At 72.1% G+C, this 20,015-nt stretch carries 16 protein-coding genes and 2 pseudogenes; 8 read left to right on the top strand and 10 right to left on the bottom strand.

Features of this window, described 5'->3' with window-relative positions; genetic code table 11:
• Positions 1-129 precede the first annotated feature (129 nt).
• The 5 genes from CP970_RS11690 (at position 130) to CP970_RS11670 (ending at position 6,784) form a co-directional block, all read left to right on the top strand.
• On the top strand, positions 130-423 hold the full coding sequence (locus CP970_RS11690) for a DUF503 domain-containing protein (RefSeq protein WP_055554467.1): 294 nt from the start codon (positions 130-132) through the stop codon (positions 421-423).
• Positions 424-490: 67 nt separating this feature from the next.
• Positions 491-940, top strand: coding sequence for a 30S ribosome-binding factor RbfA (gene rbfA / locus CP970_RS11685; protein ID WP_055554469.1), 450 nt, complete (start codon positions 491-493; stop codon positions 938-940).
• Complete coding sequence (truB, locus tag CP970_RS11680; RefSeq protein WP_150493258.1) at positions 937-1,842, top strand: tRNA pseudouridine(55) synthase TruB; 906 nt, start codon at positions 937-939, stop codon at positions 1,840-1,842. The genes rbfA and truB overlap by 4 nt, the downstream gene beginning before the upstream one ends.
• 281 nt (positions 1,843-2,123) lie before the next feature.
• The gene (locus CP970_RS11675) at positions 2,124-5,690 is read left to right on the top strand and encodes a serine protease (protein WP_224058380.1); all 3,567 of its coding nucleotides are present in this window, start codon (positions 2,124-2,126) and stop codon (positions 5,688-5,690) included.
• 143 nt (positions 5,691-5,833) lie between these two features.
• Positions 5,834-6,784 carry a bifunctional riboflavin kinase/FAD synthetase gene (locus CP970_RS11670; protein WP_055553081.1) on the top strand — a complete coding sequence of 317 codons (951 nt, stop codon included), beginning with the start codon at positions 5,834-5,836 and terminating at the stop codon, positions 6,782-6,784.
• A gap of 136 nt (positions 6,785-6,920) precedes the next feature.
• Here CP970_RS11670 and CP970_RS11665 read toward each other — a convergent pair whose 3' ends face one another.
• The 6 genes from CP970_RS11665 to CP970_RS11635 form a co-directional block, all read right to left on the bottom strand.
• Positions 6,921-7,910, bottom strand: a complete 990-nt coding sequence (locus CP970_RS11665) for an ABC transporter ATP-binding protein (protein ID WP_055553086.1) — start codon at positions 7,908-7,910, stop codon at positions 6,921-6,923.
• A gap of 35 nt (positions 7,911-7,945) precedes the next feature.
• On the bottom strand, positions 7,946-9,106 hold the full coding sequence (locus tag CP970_RS11660; RefSeq protein ID WP_191094903.1) for an ABC transporter ATP-binding protein: 1,161 nt from the start codon (positions 9,104-9,106) through the stop codon (positions 7,946-7,948).
• Positions 8,995-9,936 (bottom strand): ABC transporter permease, encoded by a 942-nt coding sequence (locus CP970_RS11655; protein WP_055553082.1) that lies wholly within the window; start codon positions 9,934-9,936, stop codon positions 8,995-8,997. Before CP970_RS11655 ends, CP970_RS11660 begins: the two co-directional genes overlap by 112 nt.
• Positions 9,933-11,027: an ABC transporter permease gene (locus CP970_RS11650; RefSeq protein ID WP_055553083.1), complete on the bottom strand. Its 1,095-nt coding sequence runs from the start codon at positions 11,025-11,027 to the stop codon at positions 9,933-9,935. Before CP970_RS11650 ends, CP970_RS11655 begins: the two co-directional genes overlap by 4 nt.
• 3 nt (positions 11,028-11,030) lie before the next feature.
• Complete coding sequence (locus tag CP970_RS11645; RefSeq protein ID WP_079043860.1) at positions 11,031-12,920, bottom strand: ABC transporter substrate-binding protein; 1,890 nt, start codon at positions 12,918-12,920, stop codon at positions 11,031-11,033.
• A 416-nt stretch (positions 12,921-13,336) separates the two neighbouring features.
• A complete protein-coding gene (locus tag CP970_RS11635) occupies positions 13,337-16,168 on the bottom strand; it encodes a MinD/ParA family ATP-binding protein (RefSeq protein WP_450262678.1) in 2,832 nt (943 codons plus the stop codon).
• Positions 16,169-16,316: 148 nt separating this feature from the next.
• On the opposite strand from CP970_RS11635, the gene CP970_RS46210 reads away from it, so the two are divergent.
• Positions 16,317-16,568, top strand: a complete 252-nt coding sequence (locus CP970_RS46210; protein WP_150493255.1) for a hypothetical protein — start codon at positions 16,317-16,319, stop codon at positions 16,566-16,568.
• A 23-nt stretch (positions 16,569-16,591) separates the two neighbouring features.
• Here CP970_RS46210 and CP970_RS46205 read toward each other — a convergent pair.
• From CP970_RS46205 to CP970_RS11620, 3 genes and pseudogenes are all read right to left on the bottom strand, one after another.
• Positions 16,592-16,672 (bottom strand): annotated as a pseudogene (locus tag CP970_RS46205) (SCO5717 family growth-regulating ATPase); the annotation flags it as partial.
• 296 nt (positions 16,673-16,968) lie between these two features.
• Entirely contained in the window at positions 16,969-17,676 is a 708-nt protein-coding gene (locus CP970_RS11625; protein ID WP_055548145.1) for a hypothetical protein, read from the bottom strand.
• A gap of 93 nt (positions 17,677-17,769) precedes the next feature.
• Positions 17,770-18,351: pseudogene (locus CP970_RS11620) on the bottom strand (type VII secretion protein EccE); the annotation flags it as partial.
• A 45-nt stretch (positions 18,352-18,396) separates the two neighbouring features.
• Between CP970_RS11620 and CP970_RS11615 the strand changes: the two are divergent.
• Both CP970_RS11615 and CP970_RS11610 read left to right on the top strand, forming a co-directional pair.
• Positions 18,397-19,008: a S8 family serine peptidase gene (locus tag CP970_RS11615; protein WP_063806098.1), complete on the top strand. Its 612-nt coding sequence runs from the start codon at positions 18,397-18,399 to the stop codon at positions 19,006-19,008.
• 53 nt (positions 19,009-19,061) lie between these two features.
• Positions 19,062-19,301, top strand: a complete 240-nt coding sequence (locus tag CP970_RS11610; RefSeq protein WP_317987150.1) for a WXG100 family type VII secretion target — start codon at positions 19,062-19,064, stop codon at positions 19,299-19,301.
• 207 nt (positions 19,302-19,508) lie between these two features.
• Here the strand turns inward: CP970_RS11610 and CP970_RS11605 are convergent, their stop codons facing one another.
• Positions 19,509-19,856 carry a DUF397 domain-containing protein gene (locus CP970_RS11605; protein ID WP_055548143.1) on the bottom strand — a complete coding sequence of 116 codons (348 nt, stop codon included), beginning with the start codon at positions 19,854-19,856 and terminating at the stop codon, positions 19,509-19,511.
• Between the last annotated feature and the right edge of the window lie 159 nt (positions 19,857-20,015).

The raw sequence follows: 20,015 nt of genomic DNA, 5'->3' as shown, positions 1-20,015 counted from the left end.
TCAGTGTCGGGGCCGGTCGGCGGGAGAAATCCCGTCGATCGGCCCCGGCCGTTCCGTGTACGGTTCTGATGTTCCTGCCAAGCGGTTGGCGGGGCCTCTACCCCGTACCGGCGGGACATCCGGATACACATGTATGTGGGGACTCTGTCCTTCGACCTACTCCTCGGCGACGTACATTCGCTGAAGGAGAAACGCTCCGTCGTCCGCCCGATCGTCGCCGAACTCCAGCGCAAGTACGCGGTGAGCGCGGCGGAAGTGGGCGGTCAGGACCTGCACCGCAGGGCCGAGATCGGCCTCGCCGCGGTGTCGGGTGACACGGGCCATCTGACGGACGTACTGGATCAATGCGAGCGCCTCGTCGCGGGCCGGCCCGAAGTGGAGCTGCTGTCCGTCAGGCGGCGGTTGCACGGCGACGACGATTGAATGAAGCAAGACCGGCCCGGGGCCAGACCCCCGGGAATCGGAATGTGGCAAAAAGGGAGACGGAGCAGTGGCCGACAACGCGCGGGCGAAAAGGCTGGCGGACCTCATCCGAGAGGTGGTTGCCCAGAAGCTGCAGCGCGGGATCAAGGACCCGCGGCTCGGTACGCATGTGACCATCACGGACACCCGGGTCACGGGTGACCTGCGAGAAGCGACCATCTTCTACACGGTCTACGGCGACGACGAGGACCGCGCGGCGGCGGCCGCGGGCCTGGAGAGCGCCAAGGGCGTGCTCCGGTCGGCGGTCGGCCAGGCCGCGGGCGTGAAGTTCACGCCGTCGCTGGCCTTCGTCGCGGACGCCCTGCCGGACAACGCGAGGGCCATCGAGGACCTCCTCGACAAGGCACGGATGTCCGACGCCAAGGTGCGGGAGGTCTCCGCGGGCGCCGAGTTCGCCGGTGGGGCCGACCCGTACAAGAAGCCCGAGGATGACGAGGACGGCGACGCCCCCGCATGAGCACGAGCAGCACCACGCCGGACGGCCTTGTCATCGTCGACAAGCCGTCCGGCTTCACTTCGCACGACGTGGTGGCCAAGATGCGCGGGATCGCCAAGACCCGCCGCGTCGGACACGCGGGCACCCTCGACCCCATGGCGACGGGCGTCCTCGTGCTCGGCGTGGAGCGCGCCACCAAGCTCCTCGGTCATCTGGCGCTGACCGAGAAGGAGTACCTGGGCACCATCCGCCTGGGCCAGAACACGATCACGGACGACGCCGAGGGCGAGCTCACCTCGTCCGCCGACGCCTCCGGGATCACCCGCGAGGCGATCGACGCGGGCATCGCCAAGCTGTCCGGCGACATCATGCAGGTGCCGTCGAAGGTCAGCGCCATCAAGATCGACGGCAAGCGGTCGTACGCGCGGGCGCGCAAGGGCGAGGACTTCGAGATCCCCGCCAGGCCCGTGAAGATCTCCGCCTTCACGGTGTACGACGTGCGCGAGGCCGTCGCCGATGACGGCACCGCCGTCCTCGACCTGGTCGTCTCCGTCGTCTGCTCGTCGGGGACGTACATCAGGGCGATCGCCCGCGACCTCGGCGCGGACCTCGGCGTCGGCGGGCATCTGACCGCGCTGCGCCGCACCCGCGTCGGCCCGTACAAGCTGGACGCCGCCAAGACGCTCGACCAGCTCCAGGAGGAGCTGACGGTGATGCCGGTGGCCGAGGCCGCGAGCCGGGCCTTCCCCCACTGGGACGTGGACGACAAGCGCGGACGGCTGCTGCTCAACGGGGTGCGGATCGACATGCCCGAGGAGTACGCGGGCCGGGGCGCCGTCGCCGTCTTCGACCCCGAGGGCCGCTTCCTGGTCCTCGCGGAGGAGTCGCGGGGCAAGGCCAAGAGCCTGGCCGTCTTCGCCTGAGGCGGGATTCCTTCCGGGGCGGGGCCGCCGCTCCGCCGAGACGGGGCTTCTGCTCCGTCGTGTATTCAGTCGTGGAGCGGCGGGCTTTCCAGCGCGCCGCTCCACGATCCCCCCACCCCCCACCCAAGGTGTTTCCACCGCTCGGCGCCGATTCACCCCTTCGGGCAGGCGCTCGGAGTGAACCGAGGGAGCGGAAGGGGGCGCGTTCGCGCCGCGTTCTGTCCCGCTGATCACCGCCGACCTACGGTCGGAAGGACGGGGTGCGGCGGGGAGGTTCGGTCATGGGGGGACGGGGCCCGCGGGCCAAGGGCGCGGGGGACGCCAGGGGGGCGGGGGACACCGGCGGCGCGCGGGGCGGTGACGGCGCGCGGGACAACCGGGTGCTCGACCGGTCCCTGGTGCGGATATGCGACCTGGCGGGCCGCCCGCGCGGCACGGGCTTCGCCGCCGACGAGCACGGCACGGTCATCACCAGCCACGAAGCGGTCGACGGCCTGGCCAGGGTCGTCCTGCACGGCCCCGGCGAGCGCACCTGCGTCGTACCGGCCGACGCCGTGGTGGCACTGCCCGGCACCGATCTCGCGCTGGTCCGCACCGAAGGGCTCGATCTGCGGCCCCTGCCCGTCACCGTCAGGGACTCCGTGGAGACCGGCGCCTATGTGCGGATCGCCGCCTGCGGGTGGCGCGAGGCGCGGGTGCTCGGCACCTCTCCGGTGACGTACACGGCGACGGACCGCTTCCATCTGGTGGGCGCCGCCCTGGAGTTGGCGATCGGCACGCAGGGCGCGGACGCGCTGCGGCTCGGTGGCGGCGCGGCCGGGGGCCCTGTCGTCGACGCCGCCTCCGGTGCGGTGCTCGCCGTCCTCGGGACCGCCCTGCTGCCGCAGGCGTCCGAGCGCGCCCCGGCCGGGGAAGCGCCCTTCGCGCACCGCGCCGCGGGCTTCGCCGTGCCGTTGCGGGAGGCCGCCGCCGCCGACCCCGGCGGGCCGCTCGACGAGCTCCTCGCGCGCAACGCCGCGACCGTCCCGGCGTACGGCCACGACCTCAACACGGCAGGAGCGCTGCACCTGACCGCCACGTCCCTGGGCTCGGACGGGCCGCGCGCCGCCGTGCTCGAACCCGTGGAGCGGCCCGACACGACAAGGGAGTTCGACGCCTTCACCGCGGCCGCGGGGCACGCGTGCGTGCTCGGACTCGTCGGCGACCCCGGCACCGGGCGCACGACCGAGCTCGCCGCCCTCGCCGCGCGGCGGGCCAGGGGCGCCGCGCCCGCCCCCACGCTCTGGCTGCGCGGCGCCGACCTGCGGGCCGACGACGCGTCCGTGGCCGACGCGGTGGCGCGCGCCCTCGACCGGGCCGGCCGGATCCTCGCCGCGTCCGAGGAGACACCGGCCGACAGTGGGCCCGGGGACATCTCGGCGGCGCGGGTCGCGCGGGTGGCGCGGGACGCGGGGCGGCCGCTCCTGCTGCTCCTCGACGGGCCCGAGGAGATGCCGCCCGCGCTCGCGCACCGCCTGGCCGGATGGAGCGACGGCACGGCCGCGTGGCTGCGGGAGGTCGGGGCGCGCCTCGTCGTCGCCTGCCGCGCGGAGTACTGGGAGCAGGCGGGGGCGTACTTCGACGCGGCGTCGCTGCACGGCACCGGCACCGGTTGCGGCGACGGTCTGCCGGGCTGCGTACGACTCGGTGACCTGCCCGCGCCGCAGGCCGCGCGGGCCCGTGCGCGGTACGGCATCCCGGAGGGCACGCTCGCCGCCGCCGACGCACGGCATCCGCTGGCGCTGCGGCTTCTCTGGGAGGTGCGGGCGGCGCTGCCCGACGCGCCGCCGCCGGGCGGGCCGGACCGTGCGGAGATCTTCGCGGCCCACCTGGACCTGCAGTGCCTGCGGGTCGCGGTGCGGCTCGCGGCGGCGAACGGACTGCGGGGGACCGCCGTGCGGCGCCTCGCGGCGCGGGTGTCGGGGCAGCTCCACGAGGCGGCCCGGCGCTGTCTCGGCCCGGGCCAGGGCGAGCTCGACCGGGCCGCGTTCGAAGAGGTGTTCCCGTGGGGCGCGCTGCCGGGCAAGGGGTTCGACACGTGCACGGGGTGGGCCTCCGCGGTCCTCACGGAGGGCCTGCTTGTGCCCGCCGGATCGGGCTACCGCTTCGCGCACGAGGAACTCGCCGACTGGATCCAGGGCCTCCACCTCGACGTGGACGGCGCCCTGTCCTCCCTGATCCACCGCCACCGTCCCCCGGGCCCGCTGCCGCGGGGTCCTCGCCCGCTGCCGGTCCCGCGCCACCGGGCGGGCCCCGTGATCCAGGCACTCCTTTCGCTGGAGAGGCAGCGGGGCGCGGCCGAACTGGCCGCGCGGCTCGGGGAGTTGGTGGACGCGTTGGGCGAGTTCAGGGACGGGGAACCGGGCGCGCCAGCCGGTAGCGAGGGAAGCGACGGGAAGTGGTGGGCCGGGAGACTGCTGACGGAGGTCCTTTCGCGGGTGGGGGACGCCACGCCGTACCTCGGGGTGCTCGGGGTGCTCGCCGACCGGGGGGAGTTCGGCACCGGGTTCTGGCTCGGTCTTCCGCTGGGGGAGGCCGCGCGGTTCGACCTGCTGCGGCGGCTCGTCGTCCGGGACGGCCCGCCGGGCACCCCCGACCGCTGTCTGGACGCCGTCGCCGAGCTCCTCGCCGAGGACCCCGCGGGCGTGCAGCCGCAGCTCGCGGGATGGTTCGCCGACGAGCGGCCGCTGGACGCCGCGCCCGACGCCACCGTCGCCTCCGCCGCGCAGGCGCTCCTGTACACCCACCGGCACCGCGCCATCGACGACCTGACCGAGGCCCTGGTGAGGTGCGCCAACGCCCGTGCCGACGAGCTGCTCGCCGCCCTCGCCGAGGAGGAGCCGTCCGCGGTCTGCCGCGCCGTCGACCGCTGGGCCCACGACGAGCGGCCCGCGCGCCGGGTGGCCGCCGTCGCCTACGGCCTGCGCGCCGCCCCGCACACCGTCACCGAGGCCGACAGGGAACTGCTCAGGTACGCCGCCTTCGCGCTGCTGGCCCGTCCGGTCGACGACACCCTGCACGGCGCCGCGCTCGCCCTCCTCGTCCGCGACCCGCACACCCGGTCACGGCATCTGCCCCGGGCCCTGCGGCACTTCGCGGACGGCGACCCCCAGCTGCCCGCGAGCGCCCTCGCCGAGGCCATCGCCACCCACCCCGAGCCGGTGCTCGCCGCGTTCCGGGCCCGCCTGCACGCGCCGGGACGGGCCGCCGACGACGTCCTGCGCAGCCTCGCCGACGTCACGACGCCCACCCTGGCGCGCCGCGTGGCCACCCTCGTGCACGACCTCCTGGAGGCCCGCCCCGAGGCGGCGGGCCCCGCCGCCTCGTACATCGACCGGCGTCTCGAACAGGGTCCCGGCGTGCGCGCCGTGCTCTTCCCGCTGGTCGCGGGGCTGCTGCACAGCCGCCCCGCCCAGGTGCGCGCCGCCCTCGCGCCCGTCCTGGCCGCCTCGGGCACCGCCGCGTCGCGGGAGCTGCGGGGCGAGCTGCTCGACGTACTGCTGAGCCAGGAGCGGGACTGCGCCGTCCTGGAGAGCGTCCTGCGGTCCGTGGTGCGCGGCCTTCCCGAGTGCGGCGAGGTCCGTACCCGCGCGCGCGTGCACCGCACCGCGCTGCTCCTGGTGCGCACCCCCGAGGGGGCCGTCTGCTTCGACCGGCGCCTGGTGGAACTGGCCCGCTCCGAGCCGGGCTTCGCCGCGCTCGTCACCCGCTGGATCGGCGCGGCCCCGCAGGAGTGGGCCGCGCTCGTCGGCCCGAGCGCGCGCCGCACGCTCGGCGGCCTGGCGGGCGGGGACCGGGTCCCTGCCTAGGCCCGAGTGACCCCCGCCACCCCCTCCGATGAGATACCGATGCGAGCGGGAACCCGTCGGCATGGCAGTCTTAGACCTGCGCAATCGGCAACGGGAACGTACAGACGTACGTGCCATACACGGGTTCGGCGAGGAGCAAAGAAGTGCAGCGCTGGCGTGGCTTGGAGGACATCCCCCAGGACTGGGGGCGCAGCGTCGTCACCATCGGTTCCTACGACGGCGTGCACCGCGGGCACCAGCTGATCATCGGCCGCGCCGTGGCGCGCGCCCGTGAGCTCGGCGTGCCCGCCGTGGTCGTCACCTTCGACCCGCACCCCAGCGAGGTCGTGCGCCCCGGCAGCCATCCGCCGCTGCTCGCCCCGCACCACCGGCGCGCCGAGCTGATGGCGGACCTCGGCGTGGACGCGCTGCTCATCCTCCCCTTCACCACCGAGTTCTCGAAGCTGTCGCCCGCCGACTTCGTCGTGAAGGTCCTCGTCGACAAGCTGCACGCGCGCGTGGTCGTCGAGGGCCCCAACTTCCGCTTCGGTCACAAGGCCGCGGGCAATGTCGACTTCCTGACCGAGCTCGGCGCGACGTACGACTACGAGGTCGATGTCATCGACCTGTACGTCAGCGGCGCGGCGGGCGGCGGTGAGCCGTTCTCCTCCACCCTGACGCGGCGCCTGGTCGCCGAGGGCGACGTCACGGGCGCCGCGGAGATCCTCGGCCGCCCGCACCGCGTCGAGGGCATCGTCGTGCGCGGCGCCCAGCGCGGGCGCGAGCTCGGCTTCCCCACGGCCAACGTGGAGACCCTGCCGCACACGGCGGTCCCGGCCGACGGCGTGTACGCCGGGTGGCTGCAGGTCGAGGGAGAGGCGATGCCCGCGGCGATCTCGGTCGGCACGAATCCGACGTTCGACGGGACCGAGCGGACGGTCGAGGCGTACGCGATCGACCGCGTCGGGCTCGATCTGTACGGGCTGCACGTCGCCGTCGACTTCCTGGCCTTCGTGCGGGGGATGGCCAAGTTCGACTCGATCGATGAGTTGCTGGTCGCCATGGCGGATGACGTTAAGCGGTCCCGCGAGCTGGTTGAGGCGGCTGGGGCGTAGTCCTTTTCCGCGTGCCGGTGGGGGCTTGTCGCGCAGTTCCCCGCGCCCCTAAAGGGGCGCCCCGTCAGGGGCGCGGGGAACTGCGCGAGCAACCACGACGCACCTGCGGGCGCCGACGCGCGGGTCCCGGCAGACGCTACCGCGCCACCGCCCAGTGACAGGCAACCTGCGTCTCCCCGCCGCCAGACAGGACCGGCAGATCCTCCCCCCGGCACCGATCGGCAACGCCCACCCGCTCGGCCTCGCCAGAGGAAAGCACCTGGCACCGCGCGTGGAACCGGCACCCGCCCGGAATGCGTGAGGGATCCGGCGGCTCGCCCGTGAGGACCACGGGCGCACCCGGTGCCTCCGGGAGTACCGACAACAGCGCCTGCGTATAAGGGTGTTGAGGAGACGTCAGCACCTCCTCCACCGTCCCCGTCTCCACGATCCGGCCCAGGTACATCACCGCCACGCGGTCCGCGATGTTCCAGGCGAGGCCCAGGTCGTGCGTCACCACGAGCGCGGAGAGGCCGAGTTCGTCGCGCAGCCGGAGCAGCAGGGCGAGGATCTCGCCGCGTACGGACGCGTCGAGGGAGGCCACCGGCTCGTCGGCGACGATGAGTTCGGGTTCCAGGACCAGCGCGCCCGCGATGACCACGCGCTGGCGCTGGCCGCCCGACAGCTCGTGCGGGTAGCGCAGGAAGAAGCGCTCCGGCGGGCGCAGGCCCGCCCGGGAGAGGGCGTCGGCGACCGAGGCCCGTTCGTCGCCCGCGTAGCCGTGGATGCGCAGCCCTTCGGCCACCGCGTCGTACACGGTGTGCCGGGGGTTGAGCGAGCCGCTGGGGTCCTGGAGGACCAGTTGGACCCGCTTGCGGTACGCCTTGAGGGCGCGGCCGGAGTAGTCCAGGGGCTGCCCGGCGAACGTCACCTTGCCGGTGGTCGGCGGCACCAGGCCGAGGAGCGAGCGGGCGAGCGTCGTCTTGCCGCAGCCCGACTCGCCGACCAGCGCGACGATCTCACCGGCCTTGATGTCGAGGTCGACGCCGTCCACGGCGCGGGCGGTCGGCGCGCCCCGCCGCCCGGGGAAGGCGATGTGCAGGGCGGCGGCCGACAGGAGGGGGCCGCCCGGGGTGTCGGTGGTCATGCGCGGCTCCTCGTGGCTCTTCGGCGTGCTCTGGTTCACGATGCGCTCTCCGCGGCCGATGCCGAGGTGGGCTGTGCGGGGAGCTGGGAGCCCGCGTGGACACAGGCCGACCGGTGCTGAGGGCCCGCGTCCCGCAGGGCCTGGTCGTCGGTGGCGCAGGAGTCGATGGCGACCGGGCAGCGCGGATGGAACGTACAGCCGGTGGGGAGCGCGGACGGGTCGGGCGGGTCACCGGGCAGGCCGCGCGGGGCGAACCGCGATGCCGCGTCGCCGATCCGCGGGAAGGCGGCGGAGAGGGCCTTTCCGTACGGATGCCGGGCGTTCTCGTAGACCTCGGACGCGGGGCCCTCCTCGACGACGCGGCCCGCGTACATCACCGCGAGCCGGTCGCAGGTGTCGGAGAGCACCGCGAGGTCATGGCTGATCATCATCAGGCCGAGGTCCTGCTCGGCCACCAACTGTTCGATCAGGCGCAGGATCTGGGCCTGGATCATCACGTCGAGCGCGGTGGTCGGCTCGTCGGCGATGATCAGGCGCGGGTCGCAGGCGAGCGCCATCGCGATCATCACGCGCTGGCGCTGGCCGCCGGACAGCTCGTGCGGATAGGCGTCGGCGCGGGCGGCGGGCAGCCCCACGTGTTCGAGGAGTTCGCCGACCTTCGTCTTCGCGCCGGTCTGCGTCGCCTTCTTGTGCAGCAGGATCGGCTCGGCGATCTGGTCGCCGATGCGGTGCACCGCGTTCAGCGAGTGCATGGCGCCCTGGAAGACGATGGACGCGCCCGCCCAGCGGACCGCGCGGACCCGCCCCCACTTCATGGTGAGGATGTCCTCGCCGTCGAGCAGGATCTCGCCGGACACCTTGGTGCCCGCGGGCAGCAGCCGGAGCAGGGCGAGCGCGAGCGTCGACTTGCCGCAGCCGGACTCGCCCGCGACGCCGAGCTTCTGGCCCGCGCCGACGGAGAGGTGCACGCCGCGGACGGCGGCGGCGCCGTTCGCGTACGTCACTTCGAGGTTCTTGACGTCCAGGAGGCGCTGTTCGGCCGGGCGCGCGCCGCCTGCCGCCACGTCGTCCTTGCTCACATGGTTCAACGGGAGGCCCCCAGCCTGGGGTTGAGCACGGATTCCACGGCGCGGCCGCACAGCGTGAACGCCAGTGCGACGATCGCGATGGCGAGTCCGGGCGGGGCGAGGTACCACCAGTGGCCCGCGCTGACCGCGCCCGCCTCGCGCGCGTCCTGGAGCAGGCCGCCCCACGAGACGCCCGTCGGGTCGCCGAGGCCGAGGAAGGCGAGCGTCGCCTCGGTGAGGATGGCGCCGGAGATGACGAGGGTGGTCTGCGCGAGGACGAGCGGCATGACGTTGGGCAGCACGTGCCGGGCCATGATGTGACCGTGGCCGCCGCCGAGCGCCTGGGCCCGCTCGATGTAGGGGCGCGACTCCACGGCGAGCGTCTGCGCACGGACCAGGCGCGCCGTCGTCGGCCAGGTCGTCACGCCGATCGCCAGGATGATCGTCCAGATCGAGCGGGACATGACGGACGCGAGGGCGATGGCGAGGACCAGGGTCGGCATCACCAGGAACCAGTCGGTGACGCGCATGATGACGGTCGCGTACCAGCCTTTGAAGTGTCCCGCCGTGATCCCGACGAGGGTGCCGATGGCCACCGAGAGGACGGCCGCGAGCAGCCCCACGGAGAGCGAGACGCGCGCGCCCCACACCAGCAGCCCGAGCAGATCACGCCCGAACTGGTCGGTGCCGAGCGGGAATTCGCCGCTCGGCGACTCCATCGGCTTGCCCGGCGCGTCGGTCACGCTCTGCGCGTCCGAGCCGACGAGCAGCGGCGCGAAGATCGCCGCGAGCCCGATCAGGACGAGCACGGCGAGGCCGAAGAGCCCGGCCCTGTGCGTGCGGTACTCCCGCCAGAAGCGGGCGGCGGAGTGCCTGCGCCGGGTCCAGGCGAGCGACCGCGCGCTCTTCGCAGCCGCTGTCGGCGTGGTCGGGGTGGTCGGTGCGGATTCGGTCGTCATCGGCCCACCCGGGGATCGAGCAGCGGATAGATCACGTCGGCCAGGGTGTTCATCAGGATCACCGCGGTGGAGAAGACGAAGAAGAGCCCCTGCACCAGCGGCAGGTCGGGCACGCTCAGCGCCGAGTAGAAGAGCCCGCCGAGCCCCGGCCAGGAGAAGACGGTCTCGACGAGGATCGCGCCCGCCACCACCGTGCCGAGATTGACGAACATCAGGGTGACGGTGGGCAGCATGGCGTTCGGCACGGCGTGCCTGCGCCGTACGAGATCGTCCCTGAGCCCCTTGGCGCGCGCGGTCGTCAGATAATCGCTGCCCATCTCGTCGAGGAGCGAGGAGCGCATGACGAGCAGCGTCTGCGCGTAGCCGACGGCGACCAGGGTGATCACGGGAAGCACCATGTGGTGCGCGACGTCGAGGACGTACGCGATCCCCGTCTCGCCGCCCGACTCCAGACCGCCGGTCGGGAACATCCCCGGAATCGGCCCGATGCCCACCGCGAACGTGATGATCAGCAGCAGGCCGAGCCAGAACGACGGCACGGAGTACAGCGTCAGCGCGAGCCCTGTGTTGAAGCGGTCGCCGAGCCCGCCGTTGCGCCAGGCCGTGCGGGTGCCCAGCCAGATGCCGATGAGCGTGTAGAGGACGTACGCCGTTCCGGTGAGCAGGAGCGTCGCGGGGAGCGCCTCGGTGATCTTGTCCATCACGGGCGCGTGGAACTGGTAGGAGGTGCCGAAGTCGCCGGTCAGGACGTTGCCCGTGTAGTCGAAGAACTGGGCCATGACCGACTTGTCGAGGCCGAACTCCTGGCGCATCGCGGCCAGTTGTTCGGCGGAGACGCGCTTGCCGCCCGTCATCTGCTTGACCGGGTCGCCGGGGATGAGCCGGAACAGGAAGAAGCTGGTGACGAGCACGGCGAACAGCGACACGACGGCGCCGCCGAGCTTGCCCGCCACGTAGAGGAGATAGGCGCGGGTGTCGCGGGCGCGCGGCCCGCGGGCCGACGACAGACCGGCGGTGGCCGGTCCGCCGTCGGCCCCGGGGCCCGGCGGGCCCTCGGTGTCGAGCAGTGCGGGATTGCTGTCAGCGGTCATGCGTTACTCGCGGTCCTCTGCGGTCGAACGGCGGCGCAGGGCGAACAGGACTCCGCCGCCCACGAGCACCACCGCGGCAGCGGCGATACCGATGATGACACCGGTCGAGCTGCCGTCCTTGGAGGAACTCTTCCCATCCGCGGGCACGGCCGACCACCAGCTCCAATATCCGTCCTGGCCGTAGATGTTGCCCGCGGCCGTCGGCATGGTGGTGATGGACTTGATCTGGTCGGTGCGGTAGGCCTCGACGGCGTTCGGATACGCGAGGACGTTCATGTATCCCGAGTCGTACAGCCACGACTCCATCTGCTTGACGATGCCGGCGCGCTTGGCCGGGTCGTACTCGGCGAGCTGCTTGTCGTAGAGCTCGTCGTACTTCTTGTCGCAGATGAAGTTGTCGGTGGCGGCGCTCTCCTTGGCCTTCTTCGGCAGCGCGGGGCAGGTGTGGATGCCGAGCACGAAGTCAGGGTCGGGGTTGACCGACCAGCCGTCGAAGGCGAGGTCGTACTCGCCCGCGTACCAGGGCACGGACACGTCGTCCAGGCAGTCGACCTTGAGCCCGATGCCCAGGTCGCCCCACCACTCCTTGAGGTACTTGCCGACCGCCTTGTCGTTGGGGTCGGTGGCGTGGCACAGGATGCGGAAGTCCAGCGGCTTGCCGTCCTTGCCGACGCGCTTGCCGTCACCGTTCTTCTTGTAGCCCGCCTCGTCGAGGAGCTTGGCGGCCCGCTTCGGGTCGTACTTCAGCTCCTGGTCGGCGGACGGCTTCCACGCGTAGTCGGCGAAGCGCGGCGGAATGTAGCCCGCGCCCTCGACGGCCTGTCCCTGGAAGACCTTGTCGACGATCGCCTGGCGGTCGACCGAGAGGAACAGCGCCTGGCGGACCCGCTTGTCGAGCAGGGCCGGATTGCCGTCACCGAACTTCTCGCCGTCCAGCGTCTTGGCGCCCGGATTGGTGGCAAGGGCGAAGAAGCGCCGCCCGGGCCCTTCGTTGACCTTGATGTTCTCCTCGCCTTTGAGGGAAGCCGCCTGCGCGGGAGTGAGCGCGGGCTGCCCGGCGACGAACGACACCTCGCCCTTCCTGAGGGCGGACACGGCGGCGTCCTGGTCCTTGTACGTCTTGAAGACCAGCTCGTCGAACTTGGGCGAGCCGCGCCAGAAGCTCTTGTTGGCCTTCAGCCGTACGTACTGGTCGACCTTGTAGTCCGTCAGGATGAACGGGCCGTTCCCGACGATCGGGAAGTCCTTGTCGTTGTTGAACTTCGAGATGTCGTCGACCTTCTCCCACACGTGCTTGGGGACGATCGGCACGTCGAGGGCGGCCATGGTCGCCTGCGGCTTCTTCAGCTCGATGACCAGCTTGGTGGGGCTGGGAGCGGTCACCTTCTTGAAGTTGGTGACGAAGTTCGAGTTCGCGGTGGCGGTGCCCTCCTTGGACATCACCTTGTTGAACGTCCAGGCGGCGTCCTCGGCGGTCGCCTGCTTGCCGTCCGACCACTTGGAGTCGCCCCGGATGGTGTACGTCCAGGTCAGCTTGTCGGCCGAGGGCTTCCACGAGGTGGCGAAGCCGGGGATCGCCTTGTTGTCCTTGGGGTCGTAGTTCGTCAGGTACTCGTACGTGAGCCGGTGGATGCTGGTGCTGAGCAGCCGCTGGGCGAGGAAGGGACTGAGCGAGTCGACGCTCTGCGCGACGGCGACGGTCAGCACCTTCTTGCCGTCGTCCGCCTTGGCCGCGGCCTGCTGAGGGGCCGGGTTGAGCGGCGTGGCGAGACCGGCCGTCAGAGTGAACGCGGCGGCGCCACCGGCGAGTGCGATCCTCAGGCGGCCGTGGGGTCGGCGGGGTGCTGTGCTCTTCGGTGCTGCTGTTCTGCCGTGCTGATCTTGTGTGTCCATGGCTCGGTGACCTCGCGTCATCGCTCGCGCAGGGATGGCTGGTTGCACGTTGTGTGATCAAGGGACGTCAGCTGGTTGATGTGAGTGTCTACCAGCGCCAGTCTGCGCGCGTCAACGGCAGGTGAACCCCATGTGGCCTGCGGAAATAACGAGTTGACCGGGATTTCATCCGCATTGGTCAAGACCTTTGATGCTTGGCTGGTGAGGGGGTGGCGGTGGGGGGAGGGGCTGGTAGGGGGGCTCCCGCTGTGGGCGGGCGTTCCGCAGGGCGAGTGGGGTCTCCCCTGCTCGAGCGAAGCCGAGAGCTTGGGGAAGGGTGGGCACAGCCCCCGTGTGGCGTGGCGATGACCAGGGCAGGAACGCGGATGGGCCCGCACCGAGAACGGTGCGGGCCCACTGGAGTTGGCGTACGGCGATTACTGCTGCTGCTGCTGCTGCGGCGGTGGCTGGTGCCCCTCGGGAGGCGGAGGCGGGGCCTGCGCTGCCTGCCCCGGCTGGAAGGGCGCACCCGGCTGGAAGGGCGCCCCGGGCTGCACGGCTTGGGGCTGCCCGGGCTGCTGGGGCTGCTGCGGCACAGCCTGCACGTGAGGCTGAGGCTGAGGCACCTGCCCAGGCACCGCCCCCGGCGCGGAATACGCCTGGGAAGCCCCAGTCGACTGCCACCCTTGAGCCCCTCCGGGCTGCCCCGGATACCCGTACTGCCCGGGCTGCTGGGGCTGCTGGGGCTGACCGCCAGGACCCGGCTGCCCCGGATAGGGCGCCTGCGGCTGAGCGTACGGCTGAGGCTGCTGCCCCTGCTCCGGGTAAGGCGCCTGCCCCGGATAGGGCGCCTGCCCGGGCTGAGGCACCTGCCCCCCGCCGTACGGCTGAGGCTGCTGCTGCCCCGGCATCGGCGGAGCCATGTGCGGCGGCGGATTCCCGTCCGACGTCCACAGCCCCTGCTTCTGCTGGGCCCGCACGAAGTCCTCCGCCACCAACGCGGAGAGGTTGAAGTACGCCTCCCGCACCTTCGGCCGCATCATGTCGAGGTCGACCTCGGCCCCGGCGGCGAGATGCTCGTCGAAGGGGATGACGACGACGCCGCGGCACCGCGTCTCGAAGTGCGACACGATGTCGTCGACCTTGATCATCTTGCCGGTCTCGCGCACACCGGAGATGACGGTGAGGGACCGCGAGACCAGATCGGCGTACCCGTGCGCGGAGAGCCAGTCGAGCGTCGTCGACGCGCTGCTCGCGCCGTCCACGGACGGGGTCGAGATGATGATGAGCTGATCGGCGAGGTCGAGGACCCCGCGCATGGCGCTGTACAGGAGTCCCGTACCCGAGTCGGTGAGGATGATCGGGTACTGCTTGCCCAGTACGTCGATGGCGCGCCGATAGTCCTCGTCGTTGAAGGTCGTGGACACGGCCGGGTCGACGTCGTTGGCGATGATCTCGAGCCCGGACGCCGCCTGCGAGGTGAAGCGGCGGATGTCCATGTACGAGTTGAGGTACGGGATGGCCTGCACGAGGTCACGGATGGTGGCCCCGGTCTCACGGCGCACGCGGCGCCCGAGCGTACCGGCGTCGGGGTTGGCGTCGATCGCGAGGATCTTGTCCTGCCGCTCGGTGGCGAGCGTGGAGCCGAGCGCCGTGGTGGTGGTCGTCTTGCCGACGCCACCCTTGAGGCTGATGACGGCGATGCGGTAGCAGGACAGCACCGGAGTCCGGATCAGCTCCAACTTCCGCTGCCGCTCGGCCTCCTCCTTCTTGCCACCGATCTTGAACCGGGAACCGCCGCCCGCGGGCCGACTGCTCTTCGCCTTCGGCTTGTTGTTGCGCAGCAGCCGGTCGGAGGAGAGTTCGACGGCGGCGGTGTACCCGAGCGGGGCGCCGGGATTGGTGCGCTCGCGCTGGTCGTGCTGTAGGGCCTGCGGCCAGGCGGCGCCGGTGCGGGGGTCGATGGGGGGCTGCCCCGGCATCTGACCGGGCTGCTCCGGGGCCGGGGCCGGGGCCGGGGCCTGGTGCTGCTGCGGCGGCTGGGGCTGGACCGGAGGCTGTGCCTGGACGGGCGGTTGAGGTTGCGGCTGCGGCTGGGCCGGGAACGGCTGCTGCTCCTGCGGCGCGGGCGCGGGCGGCTGCGGGAACCCGTAACCGGCCGGGGGAGCACTCTGAGGACCTGCCTGCGGGAACCCGTAACTGCCGGGCTGAGGCTGGGCCTGCGGCTGAGGCTGCGGCTGCGGTACGTGGGGTGCCTGCGGAGCGACGGGCGGCTGGGCCTGAACCGGCGGCTGCGGCTGAGGTTGCGGCTGCGGCTGTGCCGGGGCGGGCGCGGGCGGCGGGGTCTGCGCCTGTACGGGCTCGGGCTGCACCGGCTGCGCGGGCGGCGGAGTGGGCGTGGGCGCGGGCCACTGCGGCGCGGAGGCAGGAGCGGCGGGCTGATAGGCGGGCGGCAGCGGCGGAAGCCCGGCCTGCGGCGTGGGCGGCGGAGTCCAGGCGGACGGCACGGAGTCCTGCACGTCGTCGACGACGTCGGGAGCGGCAACGGCATCGAGTGCGACTCCCGAACCACTGTCGACGTCACCCGTCACAGAACCGGAAGGCACGTCGTCCGCGCCCGGCTCCTGCCCCTGATCCGAGCCGAGGCCGGACCCCGAGTCGACGGAAGCCACAACAGCATCGGCAGCTTCGCCCTCGGCCTCGTCCTCAGCGGCCACGGACAGCTCAGCACCACGATCCTCGCCCTCGCCCTCACTCTCATCCGGCTCCGCGGAGTCGTCCGATACCTCGGCCAGGACGGGAGCGGGATCGACGACGGGAGCGGGATCCACGACGGGAGCCGGAACCGGCGCAGGAGGCATGGCGGGAGCAGGAGGCACGACCGCGGACTCACCCGGCCCGGATTCCTCCTTGCCCGATTCCTCCTTGCCCCGCTCCTCGATCTCCCGCTTCAACGCGCGAGCGGAGAACCGCATGGTGGCGCCACTCTCAAGATCGCCACCCCCCAGACTCTCGGCAACGGGCGAAGCGGCGGCGGCAACTTCAACGTCTTCGGCGCGCTCAGCGCTCTCGGCGTCCTCAGCGTCCTCGACCTCTTCGGCGTCCTTGGCCGCAACGAGAGAGTCGACCTCGCCCTTGGGCACCACACCGGTCACGTGAACGGAGGCGGCGGGCCCGGCGAGGGCCCCGCTCCAGTCGGAAGCACCGCCGCCGGACGCACCGACCGGGGCCTCGTCCGGCGGGGAGGCGGGCAGGAACCCGTTCCCCACGGGAAGCTTGGGCAGCGCGCTGGGCGCGGGCGCGACACTGGACGGCGCCTCGGAAGACGAGGGAACGTCCCCCACAGGCGACACAGGCGACACGGGCCCGGAAGGCGGAGCGAGAGGCGCAGGCGCAACAGGCGGAGCGGCAGGCGGAGTGAAGACGGGCGGAGCCACGGGAGCCGAACCAGGACCAGCCGCCCCCGACGGAGCCGCCCCCGACGGAGCCGCCCCCGACGGAGCCGGGAAGGGCGAAGCCGAGGCGGGCGGCGGCGCAGGCGCGAAGGGGGCCGCGGCCGGATCCGGGGCGGGCGGAGTGGAGACAGGCGGAGTCGAGACAGGCGGTGCCGACGGAGTCTCCCCCGCGCTGCCGGACGCGTTCTGCGTGTACCAGGCGGGCGGGGCGTAGTCGATGGTGAACTCGCCCGTCGTCTCGGCGGCGGACTCCGCGTCGGACTGATCATCGACGGGTGAGTCCCAGCCCCCGCGGATCTCGTCCCGATCGCTGTTCACAATGCCTCCTGGTGTGGTCGAGCACCCTCGTGCCGTGGTGGGGGGCGACCGTTCCTGTCGTCCGATCCGCCTGGCTCTCCCCGTAGAGGGACGCGCACGACCCGCTCGCGGGTTCTGGCGTCGCGCCCTGTCCCAGCCTAATCACCAAAACCACGAGCACGGCAGGGCAGTCCACCCCACCAATGCTGTCCATTACGTCACGCCCCACCCAGGAGCGATCCGCGTACATCAATCCGCGACGGACAATTCCCCCAACATCCGACACTCCACCGTGAATTCACCCGATACCCGGGCCCTCAATCCATCCGCCGGGCGGCACCCAACAATCCGGTCTCGGCATCGGTGGCCTGCGTCATCACGTACTGCCGGTCGCGATCGGCACACCACAACGTCACCCCGTCGGCAAGCGTCGGCAGCGAATCCACGTCCCCCCCCGGCAATCCGAGCGACCGCCCGATCTGCACCGCCTCGTCCGGCGACACCCGCTGCACCCCCACGAGCCGTGCCTGCCGCATCAGCCGAGGCGCGACGGGACTCAAATAGGGCAACACCGTCAGCACGGACTGCCAGGGCCCGGACACGACCCGCCCCCGAGGCGGCCGCATCCCACAGTCCCGCACGACGAGCACGGGACTCCCGGCCGAGGCCCCCTGCGGCGGCACCCGCCCCACGTCATGCACGGACATGGATCTCTGCCCGACCCCCAACGCCTGAACCAACCGCGCCCAGGCCCCGGTCCGCCCGGTCTCCACCGCCACTCGGGCCCCGGTAGCAGCGGCCCGCAACGCGATCACCTGCGCGGTCCAGAGCCCGCCGACGAACACCATGTCGTACGGAGTGGGGCGGTTGACCCCGAGAGTCGCGGGCTCACCCTGCGCGTCCACGCCGATCACGATGCCGTCGTCCCCGATGGGCAGCGCGAGCGCGTCCACCTGCTCGACGGAGAGGCCGTGCCTGCCGTGCCTGGGCCCTGCCAGACCGAACCCGCCGCGCACGGCGGCCACGCGGGTGCCGCCGCCCGCACCGGCGACGGAAGGGCCGGGAGCGCCTGAACCAGGGCCGGGCGCGGCAAGCCGCCGAAGGAGTCCCCCAAGCCATCAGCGCGCCCCTCCCAACGGAAGCGTCGCCAGCATCCCGGGCAGCTGCTCGCGGTCGAGCCGCACGAGCCCGGTGCCGGCCTGCCGAGCGCCTTGTTCCAACGCCCGCCGTGCCGCGTCGAGTTCGGCCGCACTGCGTCCCGTCACGCGTACGTGCCCGCACAGTGCGACCTCCTGCCGCTCGCCTCGCGCGAGTGTGAGGCTGAACGTCGTGGCAAGCGCCGGTACGGCGGTGAGCAGGGCGACGAGTCGCGGCAGCGGGGGCTCGCCTGACGTGCCGGACGTGCTGGACCCGCCGGGTGCGCCGGACCCGCCCAACTGGGGCCAGCGCCGCACCCCATAGGTCGTGTGCCGCCGGTTGTCGCAGCGCCACGCGCGCGGGGACTCCTCCGTGCGCCGTTCCACCGGCTCGGGCCGCCCAGCCTGCGCGGTCACCAGGGGGTTGGCGCAGGCAGAGGTGGCGATCACGGTGGACACCTCCGTCTCGTTCAGGACCGTCACCCGAAACCCCTTGCCCGTCAGCTGACTTGAGAGCTGGTCCGCAGCCCGCACCAGGCACTTCTGGGCGCCCACGAGGCCGCCGACAAGTCCGGCAAGGTCGCCAAGTACTCAGAGTTCGGGCAGTACGTGGACTTGGCGGCCCCTGGCCTCGACACCCCCCACTGGTGCGACGCCACCTTCCGCTCCTACTGCGACGAAGGCGGTGGCGGCACCAGCTCAGCCACCGCCATCGCCTCCGCCTCCGCCGCCCTCGTCCGGTCCAATCCCGACTGGACCGCCAGCCAAGTCCTCCGCGTCCTCATCGACACCGCAGGCCGCGACTGGCCGAAGGACAAGCCGAGTGACTACCTCGGCTACGGCCTGATCCGCCCGGCTCGCAACGTCGTGAAGGGTGAGGGCAAGCCAGGCCCCGCCGACATCGACCCGATCACGAGCAAGAAGATTCCGGGTGTCGGCTCCGCCGCTGACGGTGCCGCTCCTTCCCCCTCCGCGCCCGCCGCGTCCGCGAAGCCCTCGGAGAAGGACGCCTCAGGCGACGAACAGGCCGCAGTGGTGAAGTCCTCCGACGGCGACGACAACAACCCGCTCTGGCTGGTACTCGGCGGCATCACCGCAGTCCTCGAAGGCATCAGCGACAACGAAAAGCTGACCGACGGGCTCGAGGACCAGGTCCGCTCGACGATGGACAGCATCGACGTGCAGTACGGCGGAAAGCACTCGGCCATCAGCGGCTACTGACCGCAGGGCACGGGGACGACGTCCCACAACCACTGAGAGACGGGGCAGCAGGCATGGCAAACGTTCACTTGGACGAACTCGCGGTCAAGTACGGCGGCCTTGACGCCATCACCACCGAACTCGGCATCCAGGCACGGCAGCTGGAGGCCGACCTCGCGGACATCAAGCGAGCCGTGGCCAAGGTGGTCGAGGGCTGGGAGGGTGAGGCCCACACGGCGTACACCCTGAAGCCGGGCGCTCGTGGACATCGGCCAGAAGGTCGGCCAGGCCGGTGGCGACTACCGCGGCGGTGACCTCAAGGGCGCCAGCTACTTCCAGTGAGTCATGACGGCGGTACGTACGACAACGGGGCGGGGCGGGGCGGGGGCGGGCGCGGGAGGCGTCCGCCCCGCCCCGTTGTCGCGGCGGGCCTCCGCTTCCCGCGGGCAGCGCACACGAATCCCGGTGACACGCAGAATCCCATGACGTGCCCGCCGGGGCGTTCCCGCAAGGCGTCGGCGCTACTCCGCCGCCAACCCGCCGTTGCGAGTCGACGGCTCCAGATCGAACTCCCCGTCCCGTGCCCCCAGAACGAAGGCCTGCCACTCCGCCTCCGTGTACCGCAGCACGGTCTCCGGATCCAGCGACGACCGCATCGCGACGGCGCCCGCGGGGAGGTACGCGATCTCGACCCGCTCCTCGTGTTCCTCGGTCCCGGGCGCGCTCTGCCATTCGACGCCGGAGATGTCGAGGGAGTAGAGCTCCTCCTTCTCGCGTTCCTTGCGAGCCTTCTCCTGAGCCTCGACGGCCTGCGTCTCGGTGTCCTGTGTCCCGGTGTCCTGCGCCTCGTGGTCGTGTGCCTCGGTCATGGCGGAGGGGTCCCTTCACAACGTACGAAAAAGCTGTGCGCTCACCCTACTTGGGGTGTTCCGTCGCTGTTCAGAGGTTTGACAGGCCCGCGAACGTCACGGTGGCGTCACGCCCGCGCAGCAGAGAGTGCAGGGGCGTGCTCATGACAGGATCGCGTG

The organism is Streptomyces kanamyceticus (assembly GCF_008704495.1).
Lineage (GTDB): Bacteria > Actinomycetota > Actinomycetes > Streptomycetales > Streptomycetaceae > Streptomyces > Streptomyces kanamyceticus.
Note: the sequence above shows the minus strand (reverse complement) of the source record. Positions and strands in the feature narration are given on the sequence as shown.

Excerpts from the sequence above, each read along its gene's own strand:
- CP970_RS11610 (WP_317987150.1), top strand. The coding sequence starts at position 19,062 with ATGGCAAACGTTCACTTGGACGAACTCGCGGTCAAGTACGGCGGCCTT.
- CP970_RS11650 (WP_055553083.1), bottom strand. The coding sequence starts at position 11,027 with ATGACCGCTGACAGCAATCCCGCACTGCTCGACACCGAGGGCCCGCCG.
- CP970_RS11645 (WP_079043860.1), bottom strand. The coding sequence starts at position 12,920 with ATGGACACACAAGATCAGCACGGCAGAACAGCAGCACCGAAGAGCACA.
- CP970_RS11675 (WP_224058380.1), top strand. The coding sequence starts at position 2,124 with ATGGGGGGACGGGGCCCGCGGGCCAAGGGCGCGGGGGACGCCAGGGGG.
- CP970_RS11690 (WP_055554467.1), top strand. The coding sequence starts at position 130 with ATGTATGTGGGGACTCTGTCCTTCGACCTACTCCTCGGCGACGTACAT.
- truB (WP_150493258.1), top strand. The coding sequence starts at position 937 with ATGAGCACGAGCAGCACCACGCCGGACGGCCTTGTCATCGTCGACAAG.
- CP970_RS11665 (WP_055553086.1), bottom strand. The coding sequence starts at position 7,910 with ATGACCACCGACACCCCGGGCGGCCCCCTCCTGTCGGCCGCCGCCCTG.
- CP970_RS11605 (WP_055548143.1), bottom strand. The coding sequence starts at position 19,856 with ATGACCGAGGCACACGACCACGAGGCGCAGGACACCGGGACACAGGAC.
- CP970_RS11655 (WP_055553082.1), bottom strand. The coding sequence starts at position 9,936 with ATGACGACCGAATCCGCACCGACCACCCCGACCACGCCGACAGCGGCT.